The sequence below is a fragment of the Achromobacter aloeverae genome (assembly GCF_004121055.1).
Classification (GTDB): Bacteria; Pseudomonadota; Gammaproteobacteria; order Burkholderiales; family Burkholderiaceae_B; genus Bordetella_C; species Bordetella_C aloeverae.
In genome coordinates this window covers 1,235,887-1,261,555 of sequence record NZ_PYAL01000001.1, presented here as the reverse complement: position 1 = coordinate 1,261,555, position 25,669 = coordinate 1,235,887, and the positions used below count along the sequence as shown (strand labels likewise).

The following is a 25,669-nucleotide window of genomic DNA, read 5'->3' as shown; positions in this document are numbered from 1 at the left end:
TCAGCCCAGGGTTTCGAGATACCGAACCATGCGTGTCCGCATTGCCGCGTCGGGAAGGCGCCCCTGTCCGGCGGCCAGGTTATCGATCATGTGTTCGGCCTTGTCGGTTCCGGGGATCACGGCCGTGACAGCCGGATTGCCGAGCAGGAATTTGAGGAAGAACTGGCTCCAGCTCTTGCAGTCGAACTCGCTGGCGAAGTCCGGCAGGGGTTTGCCGCGCACTTTGCGGAACAGGCCGCCGCGGCCCAGCGGCAACGCTACCAGTACCGCCGTGCCGGCGTCTCGCGCGGCGGGCAGGATCCGCGCCTCCACGTCGCGATTGTCGATCGCATAGTCGATTTCGAGGAAATCGGGTTGCTCGCGCTTGAGGATGGACTCCACGGCGCCATAAGCGCTGCGGTAGGTGGTTGTAATGCCGGTATAGCGGCAAATGCCCAGGTCTTTCAGGCTGTTGAGTTCCGCCAGGCGCTGGCCGGGATCGTGCACGTTATGCAATTGCAGCAGGTCCAGTTTCGCGGTCCGTAGACGCTGCAGCGGCGCGCGCGCCTCCGGCGCCAGCCGGCCCGGCTGGTAGTCCTCCAGTTTGGTGGCAATGAATACGCGTCGCCCCAGGCCGGTCTGCGTCAGGATATCGCCAATGACGCTCTCCGCCTCGCCGTAGGAAGGCGCGGTGTCGATGACGCTGCCGCCGCCAGCCACCAATGCCTTGATGACCGCCATCAATCCCGCGCGTCCAGGGTCCCCGCTGAAATTCGCCGCCGTGCCGACGCCGACGACGGGCAGGGTTTCGGCTGGATTGTGCGGGATAGGCCGGGCCAGCATGGGGCTGGCGTTCTGTGACCAGGCAGGCCGGCCTGCCGCTCCGCAGGCTCCCAGGCTTGCGAGCAGGGCGAGGACGCTGCGTCGGGATAGGCGATGTCCGCTCATTGCACCCCTCCACAGGGGATGGACCGGGAACCAAGGTAGCATGGCCAGTTACGCCTGACAACGCCGCGTGCGGCGGCATTCATGGCGCCGCACCCAAGGGCTGTCACCGCGTGGAGGCGCCGGCATCGGCTCTGCAATACCGTTGATCCAAAAGAAAAACCGACCCGGAGGTCGGTTCTTTCGGCTGGCGCATCGCTGGGGCACTGCCGGCGTACGCCGTGGAACTAGCCGCTGGATGAAAACCGGCCGGCCGCGCAAACGGCCGGCCGAGGGCCACCATCAGTTGCGGTTGCCGCCGCCGCTGAAGGCGCTCAACAGCACCAGCAGGTTGCTGAAGACGTTGTAGACGTCCAGGTAGATGGCCAGCGTGGCGCTGACGTAGTTGGTTTCACCGCCATTGACCACGCGCTGCAAGTCCACCAGCATGAAAGCCGAGAAGATCACCACGGCCAACGTCGAGATGGCCAGCATCATCGCCGGCAATTGCAGGAAGATGTTGGCCAGCGCCGCCACCAGGATAACGATGGCGCCCGCGAACAGCCACTTCTGCATGCCCGAGAGGTCGCGCTTGATGGTCGTCGACAAGGTGGCCATGGCGCCGAACACCACGGCGGTGCCGCCGAAAGCCATCATGATCAACTGCGAGCCATTCTGCAGGCCCAGCACGAAGCCCAGCAGGCGCGACAGCATGACGCCCATGAAGAACGTGAAGGCCAGCAGCAGGGCGACGCCCAGTCCGCTGTTCTTGTTGCGTTCGATGCCGAACATCAGGCCGAAAGCGCCCAGCAGGAAGATGATGGCGGACATGCCGGGGCTGGCGGCCATCACGCGGTTGATGCCGGTGTAAAGGCCCACCGCGGAGCCGAGCACCGTGGGGATGAGCGACACGGCCAGCAACCAGTACGTATTGCGCAAGACCCGGTTGCGGACCACTTCGCCCGGTGCGCCGGCGTACGCGCCTGCGCGGTTAAACGGGGACGGACGATAATCGTTCATGAGTTTGACTCCTGTAAGGGCCTTTTAGGGACGGCCACAATCTACTTTGACGGAAAGTCTATCTGACAGTTCCCTGACATCGTGGATTTTATCAGCGCGACCACCGCAGAACATAGGGGCAAATCCCGGCATCGCAAGGCCTGGCCCGGGACCCATCCGAAGGATTAGGCCATTCCCGCGCCATGGGCTGTTCTTGCGTCCGTCGCGGCGGCGCCTCAGCCGGGGCGCAAGCGCGATACCACGCGAGTCACCGCCGCCGGCAATTCCGCTTCCATTTCTTCGCGCACATGCGTCATCGCTCGCTCCAGCGCCTGCGCCAGCATGTGTTCCAGCTCCGCCTGCAAGGCGGCGCGCAGTACCGGGTCGGGGGGCAGATGCGCCTCGCCGCGCGCCACGACCTCGGTGAGCAGCGGCGGAAGCTGCGCCGGCGCAACCGGCGCTTCCGGGCTGGCGGGGATCGTGAGGGTAGGTATGGCGGGATCTTCGTCCCGAACGTCAGGCATGCGTAAAACCTCTCTGTATTCCTGGCTGGCCGGCTCAGCCTTCCTGGCCGCGCTGGCCCGCGCCGATAGCGTGGCTTTGCGGTTCATGGCCGGCGGCGACGTAGGCGCGCCAGCGCTGCCGCGCGGCCTGCCGGTCGGCGTCGTCCTGCGAGACGATTTCCAGGACCCGCTCATAGCCATCGTAGCCGGGCGGGCAGTCATCGTCCAAATTCAGCAGCCAGGGCGGCGTGCCATCGGGGCCGGCGGCCGCGGCCGCGCGCGCCGGGTCCGACGCCGTCAACAATACGGGCGTTACCCCGGCCAGCGGGTCGGTGGCCAGGACATGCGGAACGAAGGAGATATCGTCCAGCGCCCACAGCATGCGGTCGAAGGCGGCCAGGCGGCTGGGGTCGGTGCAATACACCACCAGCCGCTGGCCTGCCAGGTACTGCTTGCGCGCCACCTGGCAGGCCGTGCGCACGCGGTCGGAGGCGCCGAAGGCAAAGTCGATGCGCGGCATGCGACGGCGCCGGTCAGGCCTGGTTCAGCAGGTACTGCATGAGCAGGGGAACCGGACGGCCGGTCGAGCCCTTGTCCTTGCCGCCCCGCCACGCCGTGCCGGCGATGTCCAGGTGGGCCCAGCGGTAGGCCTTGGTGAAGCGCGACAGGAAGCAGGCCGCGGTCACCGCGCCGGCCGGCGGACCGCCGATATTCGCGATGTCGGCGAAGTTCGACTTCAACTGGTCCTGGTAGGCATCGTCCAGGGGCATGCGCCAGGCGGTGTCGAGCGACTCGCGGCCGGCCTTCAGCAAGGCGTCGGCCAGGGCGTCGTCCTTGGAGAACAGGCCGCTGTTGACGTTGCCCAGGGCCACCACGCAGGCGCCGGTGAGCGTGGCGATATCGATGACGGCGGAAGGCTTGAAGCGTTCCGCGTAGGTCAGCGCGTCGCACAGGATCAAGCGGCCTTCGGCGTCCGTGTTGAGGATTTCGACGGTCTGGCCCGACATCGTGGTGACCACGTCGCCCGGCTTGTTGGCCTTGCCGCTGGGCATGTTCTCGCAGCTGGCGACCAGCCCGACGACCTCGAAGGGCAGCTCCAGCTCGGCCAGGGCGCGGAAGGTGCCCAGCACGCTGGCGGCGCCGCACATGTCGAACTTCATTTCGTCCATGGTCGCGGCCGGCTTGATCGAGATGCCGCCGGAGTCGAAGGTGATGCCCTTGCCGACCAGCACCACGGGACCCGCGCCTTCCTTGGTTGCGGCCTTGCGCGCGCCGGCCGGCTTGGGCGGCGTGTGGCGCAGCACGATGAAGCGCGGCGGCTCGTCGGAACCGCGCGCCACGGACAGGAACGAGCCCATGCCCAGGGCCTCGATCTGCTTGCGCTCCAGCACCTCGACCTTCAGCGATTTGAATTCGCGGCCCAGCTTCCTGGCCGTTTCGCCGAGGTAGGTGGGGGTGCACACATTCCCGGGCAGGTTGCCCAGCGTGCGCGCCAATTCCATGCCGTTGGCGATGGCGCCGCCTTCGCGCAGGCCGGCCTGGGCCTGGCTGGCGTCGCCGCGCTCGACGACTTGCGTGATCTTCTTCAGCTTGGGACGGGCATCGCGGTCGGGTTTGCCGAAGGTGGCGTCGTAGTGATACGCGGCGCCGCCGGCCGCGATTGCCGCGGCGCGGGCACGCGCGCGCACCGTGGAGTCGGCATAAGGGTTGGCCACCAGCGTCGAAACGCCTTCGGACAGCTGGGCCGACACCAGGTAGGCGGCAAAGCCCTGTTCGGCGGCGGCGTGGGCGCGCGCGCCGTACTCGGCCTGCTTGCCCAGGCCGACCAGCACGATGCGCTGGGCGGTCACGCCGGCCAGCGCGCGCAGGACCAGGGTGCTGCCGGGACGGCCGCGGAATTCGCTTTTTACGACTTCGCGCACGGCGCCGTTGCTGGCGCGGTCGATCAGTTCGGCGGCAGGGGAGAGCATGCCGTCGGCGTAGACGCCCAGCGCCAGCGCGGCGGTCTTGATCTGATGCAAGGAGGCGGTGCTGTGTGTGCTAAATTCCATGAGGGCTTTTTCCCGTGTGTCGTTCAGTGCGGACGATTATCCCGCATATTCTCCCATGTCCCTATTCAAACGGTCTGTCGTCAGCGAGATCACGAGTCACGCAGGCGTAGTGTTTTCCACGCTCGTGGTGGTCTGGCTCAGTGTCCTGCTGGTGCGTCTGCTCGGCGAAGCCGCCGGCGGGACGATAGGCGCCGACGTGGTGCTGGGCCTGGCAACGTTCTCGACCATCACGGCCCTGCCGACCATCATGACCGTGGCGCTGTTCATCGCGGTGCTGACCACGGTCACCCGCAATTACCGCGAGTCCGAGATGGTCGTCTGGTTCGCCAGCGGATTGTCGCTGGCGGACTGGCTGCGTCCGGTCATGCGCGTGGCGATACCGGTTGCCTTCATCGTGGCGGTGCTGACCCTGGAGGCGTCGCCCTGGGCTTATCGGCAGATCGGCGAATACCGCGAGCGCTTCGAGCAGCGTTCCGACCTGTCCAAGGTGACCGCCGGCCAGTTCGGCGAATCCAATGATGGCGCCCGCGTGTTCTTCGCGGAGAACCCCACCGACCCCCATGACGAACTGGGCCACGTCTTCGTGCGCGCCATCGACCCGGAGTGGCTGAGCGTGCTGACGGCGGAAAGCGCCCACACCGAAGTCCAGCCCAATGGCGACCGCTTCCTGGTGCTGGGCGCGGGCCATCGCTACGACCTGAAGCCGGGGTCGCCCGAATTCCGCATGGTCGCCTTCGAGCATTACGGCGTGCGCCTGGAAAGCAAGACCGCCACCGACCCGGTGGACGCGGCGCGCGCCGCCGCCGAGCGTTCCAGCAAGGCCCGTTCGACGTTCCAGTTGATGAACGACAACACCACCAGCGCGTGGTCCCAGGTGATGTGGCGGCTGTCCATGCCCCTGGCCGCGTTGAACCTGGCGCTGCTGGCGATTCCGCTGGGCGCGGTCAATCCGCGTCTTGGCCGTTCCGGGGACTTGTTGATTTCCGGCCTGGTGGCCCTGCTGTACATGAACCTGATCAACCTGGTCCGCGCCTGGATCAGCGATGGCCGGGTGCCTTTCAGCGTGGGTTCGTGGGCGATACATGCCGCGGTGCTGCTTTTCGGTCTCTACCTGTTCCATCGGCGGCTGCGCGTGAAGGCGCCGCGCGACAAAGGCGGCAAGCCGCCGCGACCCGCCGCGGCGTGACGTTCGGGGAAGGGGGCGCGAGACCGCGCCCCTTTCTTTTTCGCGGCGGCGCCACTGCCATGCCGGCGCCCGTCAGGGCAGGTAGCGCAGCGCGCCGCCGCGGCCCGCCAGCAGCGAGGCATTGCGCAGCACGGACTTGCGCATGAACTCCCACAGCAGGGTGACCCGCTTGAGCCTGCGCAGGTCCTCGTGGCAATACATCCAGAAACTGCGGGTGATCGATATCTCGCGCTCCAGGATGGGGACCAGGCGCGGGTCCTGCGCCGCGATGAAGCAGGGCAGGATGGCCAGCGACTGGCCTTGCAGCGCCGCGTGGTACTGGGCGATGACGCTGGTGCTGCGTAGTACCACCCGGCTGGCGGGCAGCAGGTCTTCCAGGTAGCGCAGGCTTTCGCTGAACAGCAGTTCGTCCACGTAGCCGATGAAAGTGTGGGTGGAAAGGTCGTCGCGATGGCGGATGGCCGGATGGCGCGCCAGGTACTCGGGCGTGCCGTAGAGCTTCAAGGCGTAGTCGCAGAGCTTGCTGCACACATAAGGCCCGCGCTGGGGACGCTCGATGGTGATGGCGAGATCGGCCTCGCGCTTGGACAGGCTGACGAAGCGCGGCACCGGCAGGATGTCCAGGGTGATGTGCGGATAGCGGCGCTGGAAGTCCGCCGCCAGCGGCGTCAGGACATAGCTGCCGAAACCCTCCGTGGCGCCGATGCGCATATGGCCCGACGGCGCCTGGCCGACGCCGGACAGGTTCTCGCGCGCATTGTGCACGCAGGTTTCCATCTGTTCGGCGTGGACGAACAACCTTTGCCCGTCCTCGGTCAGCATGAAGCCGGCGCTGCGGGATTTTTCGAAGAGCAGGACATCCATTTCCGCCTCCAGCGCCCGCACGCGGCGAGCGACGGTGGTGTGCTCAACGCCCAGCAGGCGCGCGGCCGCGCTCACGCGCTGCGTGCGCGCCACCGCCAGGAAATATCGCAGGCTGTCCCAATCCAGCATCTCGTCTCGCTCCACGCATCGGTCGGGTCATCGGCCGGGTTGTGCAATTTTGAACAACTCATGTGCATTTTGTCCGATTGCTGGGGGATTTTTACACATCTACACTGGGCTACGGTCCGCAGAGACCGCCCAGGCCCGAAGGGGCGCCAGACCCCGCTCGGTCGGCAGCGAAAAACCAGGAGACATGTCCATGACCACCCGCAATGCCGCGCCAGCACCGCTGGGCGCCGTGGCGCGCGCCCTCGCGCAGCTTACACACCTTCCGCAACTTCCCTTTCTCCTGTCCCGCCTGCGCCGCATCGCGCCGGCCTTGTCCCTGGGCGCGCTGGCCGCTCTTGCGGCGCCCCTGGCCGCCCAGGCCGCCGACCAGCCCGCGGTGAAGATCGGCGTGCTGACGGATATGTCCGGCAACTATGCCGCGATGGGGGGCGCCGGATCCGTGGCCGCCGCGCAAATGGCCATCGACGATTGCCTGGCGGCGCAATGCAAGGGCATGAAGATCACGCTGGTGTCCGCCGACAACCAGAACAAGGCGGATGTCGGCGCGGCGCGCGCGCGCGAATGGTTCGACCAGGACGGCGTGAACGCCATCGCCGACCTGACGAATTCCGCGGTGGCGCTGGCGGTGCAGGGCATCGCCCGTGAAAAGCATCGCATCGCGCTGTTTTCCGGTCCCGCCACCACGGCGCTGACCAACAAGGAATGCTCGCCCACCGGCTTCCATTGGATGTTCGACACCTACTCGCAATCGGTGGCGGCGGCCAAGGCCACGGTGGCCAATGGCGGCAAGTCCTGGTACTTCATCACGGTCGACTATGCGTTCGGCCACGCGCTGGAGGCGGATACCGCCAAGGCCGTGAAGGCGCTGGGCGGGACCACGTTGGGCAGCGTGCGGCATCCGCTGAACGCACCGGATTTCGCTTCCTATCTCTTGCAGGCGCAATCCTCGAAAGCGCAGGTGGTGGCGCTGGCCAACGGTGGCCAGGATACGGTCAACGCGGTGAAGCAGGCGCGCGAGTTCGGCATCGTGTCCGGCGGCCAGCGGCTGGTGTCGCTGCTGGTCTTCCTGTCCGACCTGCGGGCGCTGGGCTTGCAGAACGCCCAGGGCCTGTCCTATGTGGACGGCTTCTATTGGGACTATGACGATGCCACGCGCAAATGGTCGGCTCGCTACGAGAAAGCCTTCCGCGGCCTGAAGCCGACCATGACCCAGGCGGGGGTCTACTCCAGCGTGCTGCACTACCTGCGCGCCGTCGCGGCGGCCGGCACCACCGATGCCGACAAGGTGGCGGCCCAGATGCGCCGCATGCCCATCGACGATCCCATCATGCGTCACGCCAGCATCCGGCCCGATGGCCGCGTGATCCACGACATGTATCTGTACCAGGTGAAGACGCCGTCCGAGTCGCATGGCGATTGGGACTATTCGCGGCTGGTGTCGGTGATTCCCGCCGCCGACGCCTTCCAGCCGCTGGCGGATTCGACCTGCCCGCTGGTGCAGCAGACCGCGCGCCAGTGAAACCTGTTCAACCTTCCCATCGTTCCGCGTTCGAGGAGACCGCCATGACCGACATCCCCCCCCTGCCCCTGCTGATCGGCGGCGAGCTGGTGCAATCGCAGACCACGCAGTGGCGCGACGTCATCAACCCCGCCACCCAGGAGGTGGTGGCGCAAGTGCCTTTCGCCACACGCGAGGAGCTGGACCGCGCCGTCGCAAATTCCAAGCAGGCCTTCCAGACCTGGCGCAACGCCGGCCAGGGCACGCGCATGCGCGTGATGCTCAAGTTCCAGCAGCTACTGCGCGAGAACACTGGCAAGCTGGCCGAGATGATCACGCGCGAGCATGGCAAGACCCTGCCCGATGCCGAGGGCGAAGTCGGCCGCGGCCTGGAGGTGGTCGAGCACGCCTGCGCCATTGCCAGCCTGCAATTGGGCGAATACGCGGAGAACGCCGCGTCCGGCATCGACGTCTACACGCTGATCCAGCCGCTGGGCGTCTGCGCCGGCATCACCGCCTTCAACTTTCCGGTGATGCTGCCCTGCTTCATGTTCCCCATCGCCGTGTCCTGCGGCAACACCTTCGTGCTCAAGCCATCCGAGCAGGACCCCACGTCCTCGCTGTTCCTGGCGCAACTGGCGCTGGAGGCGGGCCTGCCGCCGGGCGTGCTGAACGTCGTGCACGGCGGACCGGATATCGCCATGGGCATCTGCGACCATCCGGATATCAAGGCCGTGTCCTTCATCGGCTCGACGCGCGTGGGCACCGAGATCTATCACCGCGCGTCGGCGGCCGGCAAGCGCTGCCAGTCCATGATGGGCGCAAAGAACCACTGCGTGGTCCTGCCCGACGCGGACCCCGAGGTGGTGCTCAACCAACTGCTGGGCGCCGCGTTCGGCGCGGCGGGCCAGCGCTGCATGGCGACGTCCGTGGCGGTGTTCGTCGGACAGTCGCGCGATTGGCTGCCCGAGTTCGTCGAGCGGGCGCGCAAGCTCAAGGTCAATAGCGGCACGGACCGCCAGGCCGACCTGGGGCCGCTGGTGTCGCCGTCGGCGCGCAAGCGCGTGGAAGGCCTGATCCAGCAGGGCGTGGACGAAGGCGCGCAACTGCTGCTCGATGGTCGCGACATCAAGGTCGCCGGCTTCGAGAAGGGCAATTTCGTCGGGCCTACGGTGTTCGCGGGGGTCAAGGGGGATATGAAGGTCTACACCGAGGAAATCTTCGGTCCGGTGCTGTGCGTGGTGGAGGTGGAGACGCTGGAGGACGCGGTGGCCTTCGTCAACGGCAATCCCAACGGCAACGGCGTGGCGCTGTTCACCCAGGACGGCGCCGCGGCGCGCTACTTCCAGAACAATATCGACGTCGGGCAGGTGGGTATCAACATCCCCATTCCGGTGCCGGTGGCCTGGTTCAGCTTCACCGGCTCGCGGGGGTCCAAGCTGGGCGACCTTGGACCCAACGGCAAGCAGGCGGTGCAGTTCTGGACGCAGACCAAGACGGTGACGGCGCGCTGGTCGGGACATGGAAGGACGGTGAACTCGACCATTTCGATGCGCTAGCGACGCGGGCGGGGCATTCCCGGCCCCGACCTCGCGCAATCCGACTATCGACCGCCGGGCCGCCCTGACACGCGCATTTTGCTGCGCGCGGCCCGGCGGTAATGAAATGTAGTGTCGCCGCAGATCCGCTAACGTTATCCGCCGCTCGCATCGTTACCCTCCGGTAACGGGTGCCGTGACAGTTCCTGTCCGCTCCTTCCTCCTCACTGTCGCCGGGAAAGACCCCCGCGCCTTTACAGGAACCATGGACATGCCAGCGGCTGCGAACGCGCGTGTTATGCAAGAAAATGCAATTTATCGTGCAACTTTGGGTAACAGACGTGCGCGGTCCGTGCGCATGATGCTACTGGCCATGGCGGTGGGGGTCACGCCCCTGGTCGCCTTGCAGGCGCGGTCCGCGCCCATCGTGGGAGCCGGGGGCGCCGACGGGAGCGCCGGTGTGGATGGCAGTCCCGGCGACCGCGGCGGGGCGAGTATCGATGGCGGCGACGGGAGCGATGGCGGAAGCGGTGGCAACGGCGATGCGGGGATCGTCGTAAGCGATGCGATTCCTGGCGACCTCTTCGATGGCGTGACGGGCGGCAAGGGCGGCAGTGGCGGCAACGGCGGCCATGGTGGCGCAGGCGCCGCCGGCGAACGCGGCAGGGTGAACGATCCCATCACGGACGGCGGAGATGGCGGCGATGGCGGCGGTGGAGGCAGCGGCGGGGACGGCGGCGTCGGGGTCGTGGCGCGGCAGGCGGCACCACTGGTGATCCAAGCGGGCGTGACGGGTGGCGCCGGCGGCGCGGGAGGCAAGGGCGGCGATGGCGGCGATGGCGGCTATCCCGACATCAGCTCCGGCGGCCGGGGCGGTGATGGTGGCGACGGCGGCCACGGCAATGCCGGCGGTAATGGCGGCGCGGCAATCTACGTGCAACAGGCCGCATCGCTCGCGATCCAGGCCGATGTGACGGGCGGCGCGGGTGGCAATGGCGGAGATGGTGGCAGGCAGAGCGCGAACATCAACCTCAGCGACCGCGGCGGCAACGGGGGTGGCGGTGGCGACGCGGGAGAGGGCGGCACGGGCATCGTCGCGCAAGACGTGACACGTTTCGAAATCCAGGCAGACGTGGCGGGAGGCGCCGGCGGCGCCGGCGGCGCTGGCGGCAACAGCGGCTCCGCCGTGGGGGGCGTCGGCGGCACCGGCGGCAAGGGCGGCCGCGGCGGCGATGGCGGCGGGGGACTCGATTTGCAGTCGGCGTCGACAGTGACTTTCGAGCAAGGCGGCGCGGTCGCGGGCGGGACAGGCGGCGCGGGCGGCGTCGGCGGCGCTTCGGCCACGGCCGCCGATATCGGCAGCGGCGGAGACGGAGGGAGCGGCGGCGGCGGCGGCACGGGCGTCGTCGTGCGGCAGCGCGCGCTGCTCGCCGGCGGGGCCGGCGTGCGTGGCGGCGCTGGCGGCAGCGGCGGCAACGGCGGCGCCGCCAGCATCAACGACGCCTTCTACGATGGCTACGCCGGCGACGGCGGCAGCGGCGGCCGTGGCGGCGACGGCGGCGCCGGCATCCTCGTGCAGCCGCGAGCCGCGCTGGCGGTCCAGGCCGCCGTGACTGGCGGCAATGGCGGCGCCGGCGGCAAGGGCGCGCGCGGCGGCGACGCCCTCGGTTACGACGACCAGACCTATATAGGCGGTCTGGGCGGCGTGGGGGGCAATGGCGGCGATGGCGGCAATGGCGGCGCGGGAGTCGCCTTGCGGCAAGGGGCCGCGGTCATCGTCGCGCCGGGGGCGACGGTCACGGGCGGCGCCGGCGGGCTCGGCGGCACGGCGGGAGCGGCCGGCACGGGAGGACAGGCTGACGGCAGCGCCGGCACTGCCGGCCAAGCCGGCGCGGGCGGCGCGGGCATACAAGGGGCGCCGGAGGGCGGCGCCATCATCATCAATGCCGGGACCATCCGGGGCGGACTGAGCGGCGATGGCCAGGCGCGAGCGGACGCCATCGATCTCCATGGGAGTCATAACCGGCTCGCGCTCGCGCCAGGTTCGAACATCGAGGGCAGGGTGGTGGTGGCGCCAGGAGGGACGGACAACGTGCTGGCCTTGGGCGGGACGAATGACACCACCGCCGACACGACCACCGACACTGCTCCCAATGCAATTCCCAACGCCGCCCCGACCTTCGATGTGACGGCGATCGGCAAGCAGTACCAAGGCTTCGACAGCTACGCGAAGGTCGGCGCCGCCACGTGGACGCTGGCCAACGCCACCACCGCCGTGAAGCCATGGACCCTCGCCGAAGGCGTGCTGCGTATATCGAGCGATGCCAGCCTGGGCGACGCCTCCGGCAGCCTGACCTTCCAGGGCGGCACGCTACAGACCACCGCCGACATCGCCAGCACGCGCGCCGTCAACCTGAGCGGCAGCGGCACGATCGTCACCGATACAGGCACGACCTTGACGCTCGGCGGCCCACTCTCGGGCGCCGGCGCATTGACCAAGAGCGGCGCGGGCAAGCTGCTGCTGACGGGCGACGAGTCCGCCTATACCGGCACCACCATCGTGCAGCAAGGCACGCTCAGCGTGGGCATGGCGGGGGACGGCACGCGGCTGGCCGGGGGCGTGCGGCTCATGGACGGCGCCAGGCTGGGCGGCGCGGGCCAGGTCGGGTCGGTGCAGGTGGGCGCGGGCGGCATCGTGGCGCCGGGCAACTCGATCGGCACGCTGCGGGTGGCGGGCGACCTGGTCTTCGATCCGGCCTCACGCTATGAAGTCGAGGTGGATCCCGATGGCAGCGCCAGCGACCGGGTGCAGGCCGGGGGCCAGGTGGTGCTCAATGGCGCTGCGGTCTCGCACATCGGCCTGGCCGGTGATTACAAGCCGCATTCGGTCTACACCATCGTCTCGGCCGATGGCGGGGTCAGCGGCACGTTCGGCGCCGTCAGCTCGACCTATGCCTTTCTCACGCCCAGCCTGACCTACGACCCGACGCACGTTTACCTGGAACTGGATCGCAATGGCGTGGCCTTCGCCGACGTGGCCGCCACCGCCAACCAGCGCGCCGCGGCGGCAGGGGTGGAAGGCCTGGGCGCCGGCACGGCGGTCTACGACGCCATCGTCACGCAATCCGGCGACGCGACCTCGATACGCCATGCCTACGACCAGCTCTCCGGCGAGATCCATGCTTCCCTGAAATCGGCGCTGCTGGACGAAAGCCAGTTCGCGCGCGACGCCGTCAACGACCGGCTGCGCGCGGCCTTCGGCCAGGCTGGCGCGGGCAGCACGCCCGTCGTGGCCTACGGGGCGGGCGACACGCCCGCGTCCGCGTCGCCCGACACAGACGCCGTGGCGGGTTGGGCGCGGGCCTACGGCGCGTGGGGATCGCTGGACGGCGACGCGCATGACGGCTCCGCCAGGCTGGACCGATCCACGGGCGGCCTGTTCATCGGCGTCGATGCGCCCTTGCCCGGCCATTGGCGCGGCGGCCTGCTGGCGGGCTATGGCAACACCTCGCTCACGGCCGATGCGCGGGACGCATCCGCCAAGGTGGATAGCTACACGCTGGGGGCGTATGCCGGCACCCAGCTGGGCGACCTGGGCCTGCGGTTGGGGGCGACGCGGACCTGGCATCACGTGGACACGCGCCGTGGCGTGTATCTGCCGGGCACGGCGCAGGCTTCCTACCAGGGCAGCACCTCCCAGGTATTCGGCGAGGCCGGCTACGCCCTGCATGCCGGACCGGTATCGGTGGAACCCTACGCGGGCCTGGCGTACGCGCACCAGCGCATGCATGGCTATGACGAAAGCACGCCGGCCGGGCTGCATGCCGATGGCGATAGCGACGACATCACCTTCTCGACGCTGGGCGTCCGGGCGGCGAGCGACGTCCGGTTGGGCCGTACCGATGCCACCTTGCATGGCGCGCTGGGCTGGCGCCATGCCTATGGCAGCGTCACACCCACGGCCACGCATGCCTTTGACGACGGACCCGACTTCACCGTGGCCGGCACGCCGATCGCGCGTGACGCGGCGCTGATCGAAGCGGGCCTGAGCGTGCGGGCGGGGCGCTCCACGACGATGGATGTGGCCTATCAAGGCCAGCTAGGCCAGGGCACGCAGCAGCATGGCGTGATGGCCAGGGTCAATGTGGTGTTCTAGCGCTGGTGTTCTAGCTCTGGTGTTCTAGCGCGGGCATGGTGCATGCCGGACGGGCCTGCCGGTCCGGCCCGGTTATCACCACCGCATGCGGAATCCCACGTTTCCTTGCAGCGTACGACTGCTCCCCACCCGCTCCAGGCTGGTATTCACCAGGCCCTCGGCATAGACGGAGTACTTGTCCTTGCCCCAGTTATGGGACACGCCCGCGCCGACGCCGCCCCATAGCCGATCAGGCCGCGACTTGACGTTCACGCCGGCCACGTCCACCTGGCTGCCGTTGAGGAACTCGTAGTACAGGTTGGCGATCCCATAGACGTGGGATCGGTTCGTCCCGTCCTTGCCGCCGCGCGTCTCCCGGTCCAGCGTCACGCCCAGGCGGCCCTGCAGGCTTGCCCCTCGGTCGGAACGCACCGTGGCGCCGAAGGCGTCGTCGAAGCGGTCGAAGTCGACACGCGAATAGGCCAGTTGCGCCTGCGGCGTGAGCGACCATTCGGGAGTCAGCGCAAGGCGCTTGCCGCTCTCCACCGACAGGGTATAGCCGGTGGCGTCATTGCCCTTGACCAGCCTGCGGCTCGCCAGGCGCGAATTCAGGTCCGAGTTGTAGCGCATGACCTGCGCCTGGCCATCGACGTAGTACCCGTTGTCGGCATACCAGGTCAGCGTGCCGCCCAGGCCGTAGCCATCGGTGGAAATGTCTCCGTTGCCGTAGACGGACCGGGTGACCGTGCTGCCATGCAGATACTGGAAGTAGCCGCCGCCGACCAGGGACCCCGTCTCGCGCTTGGCTAGCAGGACATCCGTGCCGACCTGCACCTTCGAAACGTTCTGCTTGAGGTCGGCGCCGGTGGTCGAGGCATGGGATTCGAGGCGGTTGTTTCGGCCTTCGATGCGGCCCCAGGCGCCCGTGCCGTCGGTATAGGCGCCGCCCTTGTCCGAGCCGCTTGCGCCCGTGCTCTCCGTGGCGGCCTGCCCGTTGCCCGCGCCAGACCAGAAACGATTGCCGACACGCTGCTGCAACGTCGACACGCCGTTCAGGGCCAGCAGCGCTTGCGGATAGGCCTCGTAGACGGGCGCGCCCGGCTGATAAAGGGGTGTGGCGGAAACCGGGCCGGTAGGGGTATCCGGAACCGTTGCCGTCGGCGGATCGTCCTGCAACTCGGAGCGCAGATACCAGTTGTTCGCCTCGGTGCCGGAAGCATTGCCCTTGTAGAGCTGGTAGGCATAGGCGCCCGCCACCACGGCAGGCTTGCCGTTGATCTGGTAATCGCCCGCAAGGGAGAAAACGCCATTCGAGGCGCCGGCCACGGAGACGAGTTCGATCCCTTCGGTGGTCAGCGCTCCCGTGCCGCCGGCGTTGGCCACCCTCAAGGTCGACGTGCCGGAGGTGTCTCCCTTGATGGTCACCCTGTCCGTGGCCGAAGCATCGTTGCCAAGCACCGTATTGAGGGCGATGACGCCACCCTTGCCGACGTAGTTGCCGCCTATGGTGAGGACACTGCCGACGCCCCCGCCCGACAAGGCGATGGCGCCGGCGTTGGTAACGCTGCCGGTGATCGTCGTCGTCCCGACGCCGCGGGTCGACGCCAGCAAAGTCGTACCAGCATCGAGCGCAAGGTTGCCGTTCAGCGCGAAGCCGGACTGCTGGAGGGCGAGCGTCGACCCATTGCGCAGGAACACGCCGGTCGTCGGATCGCTGGTCGTTCCAACCGTCAGGCTGGTATCCGTCAACGTCAGGGCGCTATTGTCGAGATTGACGACGCTCCAGTTGCGGATATCGGCACCCGCATGGGTCGCGCCGGCGGCGTTGGACAGGTTGAGCGTATCGACGCCGCCGCCTCCGCCATCGAGCACCGTGATGCCGGAGAGACCAGCCAGCAAGTCCACAGTGTCGCTGCCCGCCCCGAGGTTGATGGCGCCATTGACGACGCCGCCAGGATGGATGACGACATGACTGTCGCCCCCGTCATTGGTAATGGCCGTTCCCGAGGCCGATTCGACCACGGCGGTCGCGCCCACGTCGACGACGCTCAGGACGCCCGCGGTCGATTCCGTCGCGATGCCGGCGCCCGTGCCGCCAAGAACGTGGCCCAGGGCATTGATGGTCGTGCCGGTGCCGGAAGCATTGCTGACGGCGATGCCGCTGGTGCCGCCGGTCACGGTACCCGTCGCGTTGACCACGACAGCGCCTGTCGCGGCATAGTTGGAGACCTTGATGCCGGCGCCGCTCACGCCGGTGGCATCGACGGCGTTGATCGTCACGTCGGTGCCGCTGCTGACGCTGGCCGCGATGCCATTGAGCGAGCCCGTCGCCGTTCCGGTGGAGGTGACCAGAGCGGCGCCTGTACCCCTGAGGTCCAGGTGGATGCCGTCCCCGGCGCCGCCATGGGTATCCGCCGCGGTCAGCGTGATATCCGTTCCTCTGTTATAGAGCCAGATGCCATAGCCATTCGTGGCCGAGGCCCGGCCCGTCGACGTCACGGTCAACGCGCCGGTGCCGCCGGTGGCGACGATGCCATAGAGATCGCCCCGGGTGTTGACGGCGTCGATGGTCAGGTCGGTACCCGAAACCATGTAGGCGTAGATGCCTGCATCATCGAGGCCGACGGCCGTCCCGGTCGAGACGACGTGAACGGAGCCGCTGCCATAGGAGTTGGCGGTTATGCCGTTGAATTGGCCTTGCGTGTCATGGGCGCTGATCGTCATGTTGGCGCCATAGTTGTCGCCGCGTATGCCGTCTCCCGTGGGGGCGGTCGACGTGACGGATCCTGTCGAAGTGATATTGAGATCGCCGCTGCCATCGTTGTAGGCATAGATGCCGAATATGCCGTTGGTCGTAATGGTGGACTGGTTGCCATCGACGAACGACACGCCGCCTGCGCCGTATATATCGATGGCATCCTCTCCTGTCGCTACGGACAGTCCGAACCCGGGTTGCGTCGTCACGGACACGGGGTCGGGGAGGTTATAGATGAACTGTCCCACGTCGCTGCCGGATGCCGGTCCCGAGCAAACGACTATCGCGCCCCCGGTGCAGTCGCCAGCGATAGCGGCCTGTCCCGGGTAGAGCACGACCCCGAATGTCAGGATGGGGACGGCCGCGATGCCGGAAAGCCATTGCGAAAACACGGAGCGGGGAAACACAGGCATAGCTGCATGCGATTGCAATTGTTGGCCTCCCAGAAAGCTATCGCGCGGCATGTGCGCGGACTGATGATGACAGTTACTACGCATGACAGTTACTACGGCATTTCTTTCACGAACTTAATGTTGCAGTTGTAGTGCACATCCATCGCGCCCCCCTGGCCCCGGGCTTCCATAAAGGGTAAACACCAGTTTTATATAAAAACTATAAAGTTTATAGTTTTTGAACTGGCGGGGGGCGCGGCCCTGATCGCCTCGATCAGGAGACCGCTGTGTCGGTTAGTTATCTCATCAGGCGCCTGGGATTCAGCGTCTATACCCTGCTGGTGGTGTCGCTGATCGTGTTCTGCGTGACCCAGGTCCTTCCGGGCGACGCGGCGGTGATGATGCTTGGCGAGAATGCGACGCCCCAGGCATTGGACGCCATGCGGGAGCAATTGGGCCTCAACACCCCGCTGTGGCATCAGTACGGCCACTGGCTGTGGGGCGCGGTGCGCGGCGAGTTCGGTGTGTCCTTGCGGACCGGGCAGTCAATCGCCCAGTTCATGTTCGAGGCGCTGGGACGATCGCTCATGCTGGCGGTGTTGTCGATCTGCTTCATGCTATGCCTGGCGATCCCATTGGGCATCGTCGCGGCGGTCCGCCGTGGCAAGGCGCCCGACCTGATCGTCAGCGCTATCTCCTATGTGGGCGTGTCGGTGCCGGAGTTTGTCTCGGCCACGCTGCTTATCTTCATCGGTGCCGACTGGCTGGGGGTGCTGCCTGCGACCGGCTATACGCCGATCGGCGACGGTCCGCTTGCGTGGTTGCAGCACATGATCCTGCCGATGATTACGGTATCGGTGATCCTGATCGCGCATGTGTCGCGCATGGTGCGATCCGAACTGGTCGACGTTCTTCATACCGACTATATCCGCGCGGCGCGGCTGAAGGGCTTGTCGCGTCGAACGGTACTGCTCAAACACGGGCTGCGCAATTCCTTGCTGCCGACGATCACTATCGTGGCGCTCGACGTGGGTTATCTGCTCGGCGGCGTAATCGTGGTCGAGGAAATATTCGCGATCCCCGGGATAGGGCGTCAACTCGTCGTGGCCATACAAACCCGGGACCTGCCCACGATCCAGGCTGGCGCGCTGATCATGGCGGCGACTTATTGCGTGGTCAACATGATCGCCGACATTGCCTATGCCGCGCTCGATAAGAGGATTCAGTATGAATGACACGTCGAACCTGGTACCCGGCATGACTCCCGGGCAGGCCGCCGGTGTGCCGCAAAGGGTCGAGGCCAATACCTTCTTCTCGCGCCTGATGCGGTCCCCACAGGGCGTGCTGGGCGCAGCCTTGGTGGTCCTGATTTTCGTGCTGGTCATCCTGGGACCCTGGCTGGCGCCGCATGCCCCGGACGCGATGTCCCCGCTGGCGCGATACAAGGGGCCGAGCGCCGCGCACTGGTTCGGAACGGACCAATATGGCCGGGACATCCTCAGCCGGATTCTTTACGGCGCCCGCGCCACGGTGCTGCTCGCGGTGCTGGCTACCGCGATGGGGACGGCGCTGGGCGCGGTGATCGGCACGACGACGGCCTATATCGGCGGCAAGTTCGACGAGTTCGCCATGCGTACCGTGGACGCGATCCTTTCCATCCCTAGCCTGTTGTTCGCCTTGCTGATCGTGAACCTGATGGGCAAGAGCACCTTGAACGCTGTCCTGGCGATCGGCATCGCCTTTACGCCCAGCATGACCCGTATCACGCGCTCCGTGGCGCTGGCCGTCCGCAAGCAGGATTTCGTCAATGCCGCGATTGCGCGAGGCGAAAGCACCAGCTACGTCATTCTGCGTGAAATGCTCCCCAACGTCATCGCGCCGGTCATCGTGGAATTCACGATACGCGTGGCTTTCGCCGTAATGCTGTTCGCGACGCTCAGCTTCCTCGGGCTGGGCGCCCAACCGCCCGCGTCCGAGTGGGGCCTGATGGCCGCCGAAGCGCGGCGCTTCATGCATCAGAGCATCTGGATCATCTTGTGGCCCAGCCTGGCCGTGGCGTTGGTCGCGATCGGGTTCAACCTGCTCGGCGACGGGCTCCGCGACGCCCTCAACCCAAAGACCTGAGCCTGACATGAAAACCGTGCTGAAGATCGAGGATTACTGCCTGGAATATGCAACCCCACAGGGTCCTTTCCACGCGCTGAACCACATCAACCTGGATATCGGCGCCGGCGAAGTGCTTGGGCTGGTTGGCGAATCGGGGTCGGGCAAGACTTCGATTGCCTGGTCCATCATGCGATACCTGCCGCGCAATGCGACGGTGACGGAGGGCGCGATCCTGCTGGGCGGGGATGACCTGCTGCGGATGTCTCCGGCCGAGCTCGACCTGATACGCGGGCGGCGCATCAGCATGGTTTTCCAGGATCCCAGCTCCTCCCTGAACCCTACGCTTACCCTGGGCGAGCAGTTGCTCGAAGTGATGATGAGACATCGCCGCCATACCCGGGGAGAGGCCACGGAAGAGGCGATTGCAATGCTGGAGCGGGTGGGGCTGAAGGATCCGGCCGGCATGATGGCACGCTACCCGCATGAAGCGTCGGGCGGGGAAAAACAGCGGGTGATGATCGCCACGGCGTTCGCGTGCCGACCGGAATGCATTATTTTCGACGAGCCGACGACGGCGCTGGACGTTATCACAGGCAGGCAGATCCTCGACCTGTTCACCGAATTGCAGGCCGAGACCGGCGTTACCTCGGTCTATATTTCGCACGATCTGGCCTTGGTGTCCCGGATCGCGGACCGTGTCGCGGTCATTCATAAAGGCACTATTGTCGAGCAGGGCGATATCGGCCACGTCTTCGCGCGTCCGGCCCATGCCTATACGCAAGGGCTATTGAATGCCGTGCCGCGTCCCGACCGGCGACTGGTCGCTCGCAGGCAGCATTCCGGCGATGTGGCCTTGCTGCGGACGCGTGCCCTGGGGGTCAATTACGGCCGCGAGTCGGCTTTCGCCAGACTGTTGGGCCGGAAGCAGAAGGCGGTCGTGGGGAACCAGGCGATCAGTGTTGCGCTGCGGAGCGGCGAAATCCTGGGCGTGGTGGGCGAATCCGGTTCCGGCAAGTCCACCCTTGCCAAGGCGCTGACGGGGCTGAACCCGTTCCATGGCGAGCTCTATTTCCAGGATGATCCCATCGCTGGCGCCAAAGCGATGGGCACGGCGTACCGCCGCGATGTGCAGATTATCTTCCAGCATCCCGACGCGTCGTTGAATCCGCGCCAGCGCATCAAGGAGATCGTGTCGAGGCCGCTGCGGCTCTATGGCAGCGCGCACGGCAAGGACATCGATACGGCGGTACGCGACCTGCTGGAAGAGGTTCGACTGCCGCGGGACCATGCGGACCGCTATCCGCACCAATTGTCCGGGGGAGAGAAGCAGCGCGTCGCCATCGCGCGAGCGTTTGCCTCGCATCCCAAACTGGTGATTTGCGACGAGATTACTTCCGCGTTGGACGTTTCGGTGCAGGCGTCTGTCATCGAGCTGCTGGTGGAATTTCAGAAGCGCTTCGGCACCGCCTATATTTTCATTACGCATGACCTGAACCTGGTGCGGCAGATCGCGCACAGGATCGCCGTGATGTATTGCGGCGAGTTGGTGGACTTGTTCGACGTCGAGGACGTGGACGCGCCGGAGCGCCACCCCTATACCCGGACGCTCATCGACGCGGTTCCCGTTCTTCTGGGTGGCCGGATGCGGGCCGCCGTGCCGGAGTGCAGGCCATGAACATCGATAGCGCGCTCGCGCGCCTGGACGAGCGGGCCAGTCTGCAATTCCTCAGCACGCTGGTCCAGCACAAGTCCTATTCGGACACCGTGGGGGAACGCAAGCTCGCCGCCTATATCGTCCAGGCGATGCAGGAGATAGGCATGCACGCGGCGCTCGCGCCCGTGAACGGGGAGCGCGTCAATGCGATCGGCACGCTACAGGGTAGCGGCGGCGGACACAGCCTGATGTTCAACGGCCATATCGATACCAATCCGGTTTCCGAAGGTTGGACCGTGGACCCGTGGGAAGGGAAGGTCGACGACAGGTTCATCTATGGAATCGGCGTCTCGAACATGAAGGCCGGCGACGCCGCATATTTCTGCGCGGTCAAGACCCTCGTGGATGCCGGCGTGCGACTGCGTGGAGATGTCATCCTGACCTTCGTCGTCGGCGAGCTGCAGGGCGGGGTCGGCACGGTGGCGGCCATCGATCAGGGCCTGCGGGCCGACTATTTCATCAACAGCGAGCCCACCGACCTTGCCGCGCTGACCATGCATGCGGCGTCGGTATCCTTCACGATCGAGTTGACCGGTGTGACGCGGCACTTGTCCAAGCGCGAGGAAGCTGTCGATGCCATCGCCGCCGCCTGCGACCTGATCCCTCGCATCAATGCGATGCGATTCCGTAATGCGTTTGACGAGGAGCACCGGTCCATCAATCGCGGTCACGTAGGGATCGTGCAGGGAGCGCTGGGCAAGGACCTGCATGAATGGCGGCCGCCGCAGGTCGCGGACTTCGTGCGCTTGCGTGGTGTCGGCCGCTATGCGCCCGGACAGACGGACGACGACGTCCTCGCCGACCTGGAGGCGCTTCTGGCCGCGTTGCGGCAACGGTTCCCCGGCTTGAAGACGAGCCTGCGTCCGGAGAACGACACGGGACGCATGACCATGCCGCCGTTCCGTGTCGCTAAAGATGCACGCATCGTCCAGGCCGTCAATGCCGCCTATCTGGCCGTGCGGGGAAAGCCGCAACCTACCGGTGCCGTCACACCGCCCGCGTTCTACGGCACCGACGCGGGCCACCTGTATGCGCGAGCGGGAATGGAGGGAGTGGTGTGCGGGCCGGGCGGCCGCTACAACACCATGCCCGACGAGCGCGTCGATATCCAGGACTACCTCGACATGATACGCATCTACATGCGCACGATCGTCGACATTTGCGGCGTCCATGACGACGCGCAAGCGTGACAGGCATATCTTCATGGAGAAACCGATGAGTGATCAAACTGCAGATGCCGGCGAAGGCGGGTTGCGCGAAGAGGGAGCACGACGCGGCTTCCTTCTGAAGATGGCCGTGCTTGGGTTGTCCTCGACATTACCGGGTTTCGCGTCTAGCGGTCCGCCGGCGGGTCGACGCGGCGGAGTACTACGGGTCAGCGTTTCCCAGGCCATTGCCAAGGTGAATCCGTTCCAGGCCAGGGTGATTCCGGAATACCTGGTCGTGGAGCTGCTGTATTCCGGACTGACTCGCCTGAGTCCCGCGAATGTCGCGGAGCCGGACCTGGCGATCAGTTGGTCCAGCAACGAAAAACTCGACGAATGGACCTTCAGGCTGCGTCCAGCGATCAAGTTCCGGGATGGCAGTATTTGCAGGCCTTCCGATGTCATCGCATCGATCAAGGCTGTTCTGGACGCCAAGACCGGCTCGCCGGCGCGCCAGAACATAGGGCCGATCGCCGACATCGTGTCGACCGCGGATGACACGGTGACCTTCAAGTTGTCGACTCCCTACGCCGACCTGCCCATTGCGCTGTCGCATCCCAACGCCAAAATCGTGCCCGCGGCTATCATCGACAAGGGCATGGATAGACTCGCGCGGGACGCCTTCGGGACCGGGCCATTCGAGCTGGTCCAGTTCGAATCGGAACGGATCGTTGTCGCGACCCGCAACGCGCAATACTACGACCCGCAGCGTCCATATCTCGATCGCATCGAAGTAAGGGTGTATCCGGACGCGACGTCCGAAGGCAGCGCATTGATGTCGGGCGATATCGACCTGATGTCGCAGGTCCAGCCAACGGAATTCGCGCGCCTCTCGCAGGCGCCGCGCGTGAACGCGCTACGCCTGGCGTCCGGGACGTTCAGCAATGTCATCCTGGGCTGCAATCAGAAGCCTTTCGACGACATACGCGTACGCCAGGCGCTTGCGCTTACCGTGGATCGGAAAGTCATGGTGGATTTCGTGGCGGAAGGTCTGGGCACGGTCGCCAACGACACGCCGATCAACGCGTCCTACCCATTCTTCAGCAGGCGGCCGGACAAGACGGTGGATATTGCCCAAGCCAAGAAGCTGTTGGCCGCCGCTGGTTATCCCGACGGCTTGACTATCACGCTCGTCGCGTCGGATGTGCCCGCGGTGCGCACGCAGATGGCCGTCGCGTTGCGTGAAATGGCGAAGCCGGCTGGGTTCAATATCGAAGTTCAAACCATGCCGCACGCGACGTATCTGGAGCAGGTGTGGCGCAAGGGGGCATGCTATATCGGCTACTACTCGGGACAGCCCACGATCGACGCCATGGTTTCGCAGCTCTACACGTCGACCGCCGCCTGGAACGAGACCCATTGGAACAACAAGAAGTTCGACTCCCTGATCGAGCAGGCGCGTGGCACGGCCGACGCCGCGCAAAGACAGCAGCTCTATGCCGACGCCCAGGCGCTGATGCGCACCGAGGTGCCTTCCCTCATTCCTGTGTTCTTCGACTTGCTGCGCGCCCATCGAGACTACGTCAACGATTTCATGATGTACCCACGCGGCGTGCTATTCGGACTGGACCATGTGTGGCTGGCCGAGGGCGCACCGAGGCGGGCTTGATCGATAGTCCCTGTCAAACCAGATGATTCAAACGTTGGAGCATGGAATGTTGGAGCATGGAGTGTTGGAGCATGGAATGGATGTGGCCGAGGTAAGGCAATTCCCCGTAAGCGAGTTCGAGGAACGGGCTGAACGCCTCAGGGTGATCATGCGCCAGCGTGGCGCCGACGTGATGCTGGTCGACGATATCGAGCCGCTTGCATACTTCACCGGCTACGAGCGGTCGGTCAGCTTCTATCGCGCCGCCTTCATTCCCTTGCAAGGCGAGCCGTTCATGGTCCTGCGCAGTCTGGACATCGTGCCTTTTCGCGAGTGCGCGTGGTTCAGCGAGGCGGTCGGCTACCAGGATACGGATGACGCGGTCGCCGTCGTGGCGTCGGAGTTGGCGCGCAGGGGCTACGGCGCCGCGAATATCGGTATCGACTATGGAAGCCATGCCATGTCGGTATCCTCGTTTCGGAAGCTGGAGCAATTGCTTCCAGGGGCGCGGTTCATCGACATGACCGCGGTCCCTTGGGAAGCCAGGTTGATCAAGTCGGACCTGGAGCTCGAACACATCGGCCGTGCGGCGTACATCGCGGATACGACGATGAGCGAGATCCGCGGCCTGGCGAGAGCCGGCGTCAGCAGCCGCGATATGAGCGCCCATGCCGCGGGGCGATACGTCCAGCTTGGAAGTTCGCCGGGCTATGTCGGACCGATAACCTATGGAAAGGGATGGGGGTTCCTGCACGGGTTCCTGAGCGAGACGCCCATGGTTCCCGGGGATATCCTGCATGTGGAGCTGGTGCCCAAGTTCCGTGGCTACAGTGCGCGCCTGATGCGCAGCGTGGTTATAGGCCAGGCTACGAACGAGCAGAAAGCCGCGGCGGCCGAGATCGTGCGGCTGCAGGATGAACAGTTCGCGGCGATGCGCCCGGGAGCGGTGGCCAGCGATGTCGACGCCATCCTGCGTACGGGGCTGCTACGGGCTGGCCTGCGAGATAGCTATGACAACATTACCGGCTACACAATCGGGTTTTATTCACAGCAGCCCATCCGGTCCAGTGACTTCACGCGCGTATTCAGCCCATCCTCGAAATGGAAGCTGCAAAGCGGCATGACGTTTCACATGTACACGTCCGCACAGGGCCTGGCCTTCAGCGAATCCGTTGTGGTCACGCCTGAAGGCGGAAGGCGTTTCTCGAAACTGGAACGGCGCCTGTTCGAGAGCGGCCCGCGAGGCTAGGGCGCGGCACGGCTAACATAGGCGATTTCGATTCTATCCCGAGTCCATGGCACGCACGCTTACCCCCGACCCAGAGCCCGCCCAACCGTCTCCGCTGGACCGGCTGAATGAGGGCGCCGGCACGCCGCTTTATGAGATCGTGAAACGGCAGCTATCGCAGAAGATCCTGTTTGGCGACTGGGGGCCCGGCACGGTGTTGCCGGCGGAAGTCGCGCTCGCCAAGGACCTGGGGGTGGCGGTCGGTACCGTGCGGCACGCTTTGCTGGAACTGGTGAGAGAAGGATTGGTGTCGCGCCGCCGGGGCATCGGCACCGTCGTCACCAGCCGCACCCATCACCATAACCTGACGTATTACTTCCAGTATTTCCGGCTGCATGGCAGGGATGAGTCCTTGCAGCATTCGGAGCCGCGCGTTGTGTCGGTGGGCATACAGCCCGCCGATTCGCGTGTCGCGCAGAAGCTCCAGCTCGCGGACGGCGCACCTGTCGTGCGGCTGCATCGCGTGCGGGTGGTGGACAAGAGGCCTGTCATACACGACACCTACTTCTTTGCGGCGGAGCGGGCGCCGGACTTCCCCATGACGCCTGAGAAGGTGCCGAGCCGCCTGCATATTTTCTTCCTGGAACGTTATGGCGTCCGCGTCACCGCGGTCAGGGAGTTATTGGCGGCGGAGCTTGCGAACGAGGATGACCGGAAGCTGCTGGATCTGAAAGATCCTTCGGCGGTGCTCAGCATCGAGGACGTTGCATTCGACCAGACGGGCGCGCCCGTCATTTATTCGCTGCGGCGCGCCAGCACCGCGAATCACATATACATTAACGAGATCAAATAGCGGCAGCTTTTATTACCTATAA

18 protein-coding genes are annotated in these 25,669 nt (G+C 66.0%); 11 read left to right on the top strand and 7 right to left on the bottom strand.

The window, feature by feature from the left end; translation table 11 throughout:
* The 5 genes from C7R54_RS05475 to C7R54_RS05455 all read right to left on the bottom strand — a co-directional run bounded on the left by C7R54_RS05475 (window position 1) and on the right by C7R54_RS05455 (window position 4,456).
* The gene (locus tag C7R54_RS05475; protein WP_158021155.1) at window positions 1–927 is read right to left on the bottom strand and encodes an aldo/keto reductase; all 927 of its coding nucleotides are present in this window, start codon (window positions 925–927) and stop codon (window positions 1–3) included.
* 279 nt (window positions 928–1,206) lie between these two features.
* A complete protein-coding gene (locus tag C7R54_RS05470; RefSeq protein WP_129149114.1) occupies window positions 1,207–1,923 on the bottom strand; it encodes a Bax inhibitor-1/YccA family protein in 717 nt (238 codons plus the stop codon).
* A gap of 215 nt (window positions 1,924–2,138) precedes the next feature.
* A complete protein-coding gene (locus C7R54_RS05465) occupies window positions 2,139–2,426 on the bottom strand; it encodes a hypothetical protein (protein WP_129149113.1) in 288 nt (95 codons plus the stop codon).
* A 34-nt stretch (window positions 2,427–2,460) separates the two neighbouring features.
* Window positions 2,461–2,925: a DNA polymerase III subunit chi gene (locus C7R54_RS05460; RefSeq protein WP_129149112.1), complete on the bottom strand. Its 465-nt coding sequence runs from the start codon at window positions 2,923–2,925 to the stop codon at window positions 2,461–2,463.
* A 13-nt stretch (window positions 2,926–2,938) separates the two neighbouring features.
* Entirely contained in the window at window positions 2,939–4,456 is a 1,518-nt protein-coding gene (locus tag C7R54_RS05455) for a leucyl aminopeptidase (RefSeq protein WP_129149111.1), read from the bottom strand.
* Window positions 4,457–4,511: 55 nt separating this feature from the next.
* On the opposite strand from C7R54_RS05455, the gene lptF reads away from it, so the two are divergent.
* On the top strand, window positions 4,512–5,642 hold the full coding sequence (gene lptF / locus C7R54_RS05450) for an LPS export ABC transporter permease LptF (RefSeq protein ID WP_129149110.1): 1,131 nt from the start codon (window positions 4,512–4,514) through the stop codon (window positions 5,640–5,642).
* Between the two features lie 72 nt (window positions 5,643–5,714).
* On the opposite strand, the gene C7R54_RS05445 is transcribed toward lptF, so the two are convergent.
* Window positions 5,715–6,635 carry a LysR family transcriptional regulator gene (locus C7R54_RS05445; protein WP_129149109.1) on the bottom strand — a complete coding sequence of 307 codons (921 nt, stop codon included), beginning with the start codon at window positions 6,633–6,635 and terminating at the stop codon, window positions 5,715–5,717.
* 289 nt (window positions 6,636–6,924) lie between these two features.
* Between C7R54_RS05445 and C7R54_RS05440 the strand changes: the two genes are divergently transcribed.
* The 3 genes from C7R54_RS05440 to C7R54_RS29375 all read left to right on the top strand — a co-directional run bounded on the left by C7R54_RS05440 (window position 6,925) and on the right by C7R54_RS29375 (window position 13,827).
* Window positions 6,925–8,154, top strand: coding sequence for an ABC transporter substrate-binding protein (locus C7R54_RS05440; RefSeq protein ID WP_240039414.1), 1,230 nt, complete (start codon window positions 6,925–6,927; stop codon window positions 8,152–8,154).
* Between the two features lie 44 nt (window positions 8,155–8,198).
* Entirely contained in the window at window positions 8,199–9,692 is a 1,494-nt protein-coding gene (locus C7R54_RS05435; RefSeq protein WP_129149107.1) for a CoA-acylating methylmalonate-semialdehyde dehydrogenase, read from the top strand.
* A gap of 337 nt (window positions 9,693–10,029) precedes the next feature.
* On the top strand, window positions 10,030–13,827 hold the full coding sequence (locus C7R54_RS29375) for an autotransporter family protein (protein ID WP_158021154.1): 3,798 nt from the start codon (window positions 10,030–10,032) through the stop codon (window positions 13,825–13,827).
* Window positions 13,828–13,902: 75 nt separating this feature from the next.
* On the opposite strand, the gene C7R54_RS05415 is transcribed toward C7R54_RS29375, so the two are convergent.
* Window positions 13,903–16,974, bottom strand: coding sequence for an autotransporter family protein (locus tag C7R54_RS05415; RefSeq protein ID WP_129149104.1), 3,072 nt, complete (start codon window positions 16,972–16,974; stop codon window positions 13,903–13,905).
* Between the two features lie 266 nt (window positions 16,975–17,240).
* Between C7R54_RS05415 and C7R54_RS05410 the strand changes: the two genes are divergently transcribed.
* The 7 genes from C7R54_RS05410 to C7R54_RS05380 are packed head-to-tail and all read left to right on the top strand — an operon-like array spanning window position 17,241 to window position 25,647.
* The gene (locus tag C7R54_RS05410; RefSeq protein WP_129149103.1) at window positions 17,241–18,188 is read left to right on the top strand and encodes an ABC transporter permease; all 948 of its coding nucleotides are present in this window, start codon (window positions 17,241–17,243) and stop codon (window positions 18,186–18,188) included.
* Window positions 18,181–19,077: an ABC transporter permease gene (locus C7R54_RS05405; protein ID WP_204524285.1), complete on the top strand. Its 897-nt coding sequence runs from the start codon at window positions 18,181–18,183 to the stop codon at window positions 19,075–19,077. The genes C7R54_RS05410 and C7R54_RS05405 overlap by 8 nt, the downstream gene beginning before the upstream one ends.
* Window positions 19,078–19,084: 7 nt before the next feature.
* Window positions 19,085–20,734, top strand: a complete 1,650-nt coding sequence (locus C7R54_RS29370) for a dipeptide ABC transporter ATP-binding protein (protein ID WP_129149102.1) — start codon at window positions 19,085–19,087, stop codon at window positions 20,732–20,734.
* Window positions 20,731–21,963 carry a M20 family metallopeptidase gene (locus C7R54_RS05395; protein WP_129149101.1) on the top strand — a complete coding sequence of 411 codons (1,233 nt, stop codon included), beginning with the start codon at window positions 20,731–20,733 and terminating at the stop codon, window positions 21,961–21,963. The genes C7R54_RS29370 and C7R54_RS05395 overlap by 4 nt, the downstream gene beginning before the upstream one ends.
* Window positions 21,944–23,587, top strand: a complete 1,644-nt coding sequence (locus tag C7R54_RS05390) for an ABC transporter substrate-binding protein (RefSeq protein WP_204524284.1) — start codon at window positions 21,944–21,946, stop codon at window positions 23,585–23,587. The genes C7R54_RS05395 and C7R54_RS05390 overlap by 20 nt, the downstream gene beginning before the upstream one ends.
* A gap of 46 nt (window positions 23,588–23,633) precedes the next feature.
* Window positions 23,634–24,815, top strand: coding sequence for a M24 family metallopeptidase (locus C7R54_RS05385; protein WP_192903590.1), 1,182 nt, complete (start codon window positions 23,634–23,636; stop codon window positions 24,813–24,815).
* Window positions 24,816–24,861: 46 nt separating this feature from the next.
* The gene (locus C7R54_RS05380) at window positions 24,862–25,647 is read left to right on the top strand and encodes a GntR family transcriptional regulator (protein WP_129149099.1); all 786 of its coding nucleotides are present in this window, start codon (window positions 24,862–24,864) and stop codon (window positions 25,645–25,647) included.
* Window positions 25,648–25,669: the final 22 nt, after the last annotated feature.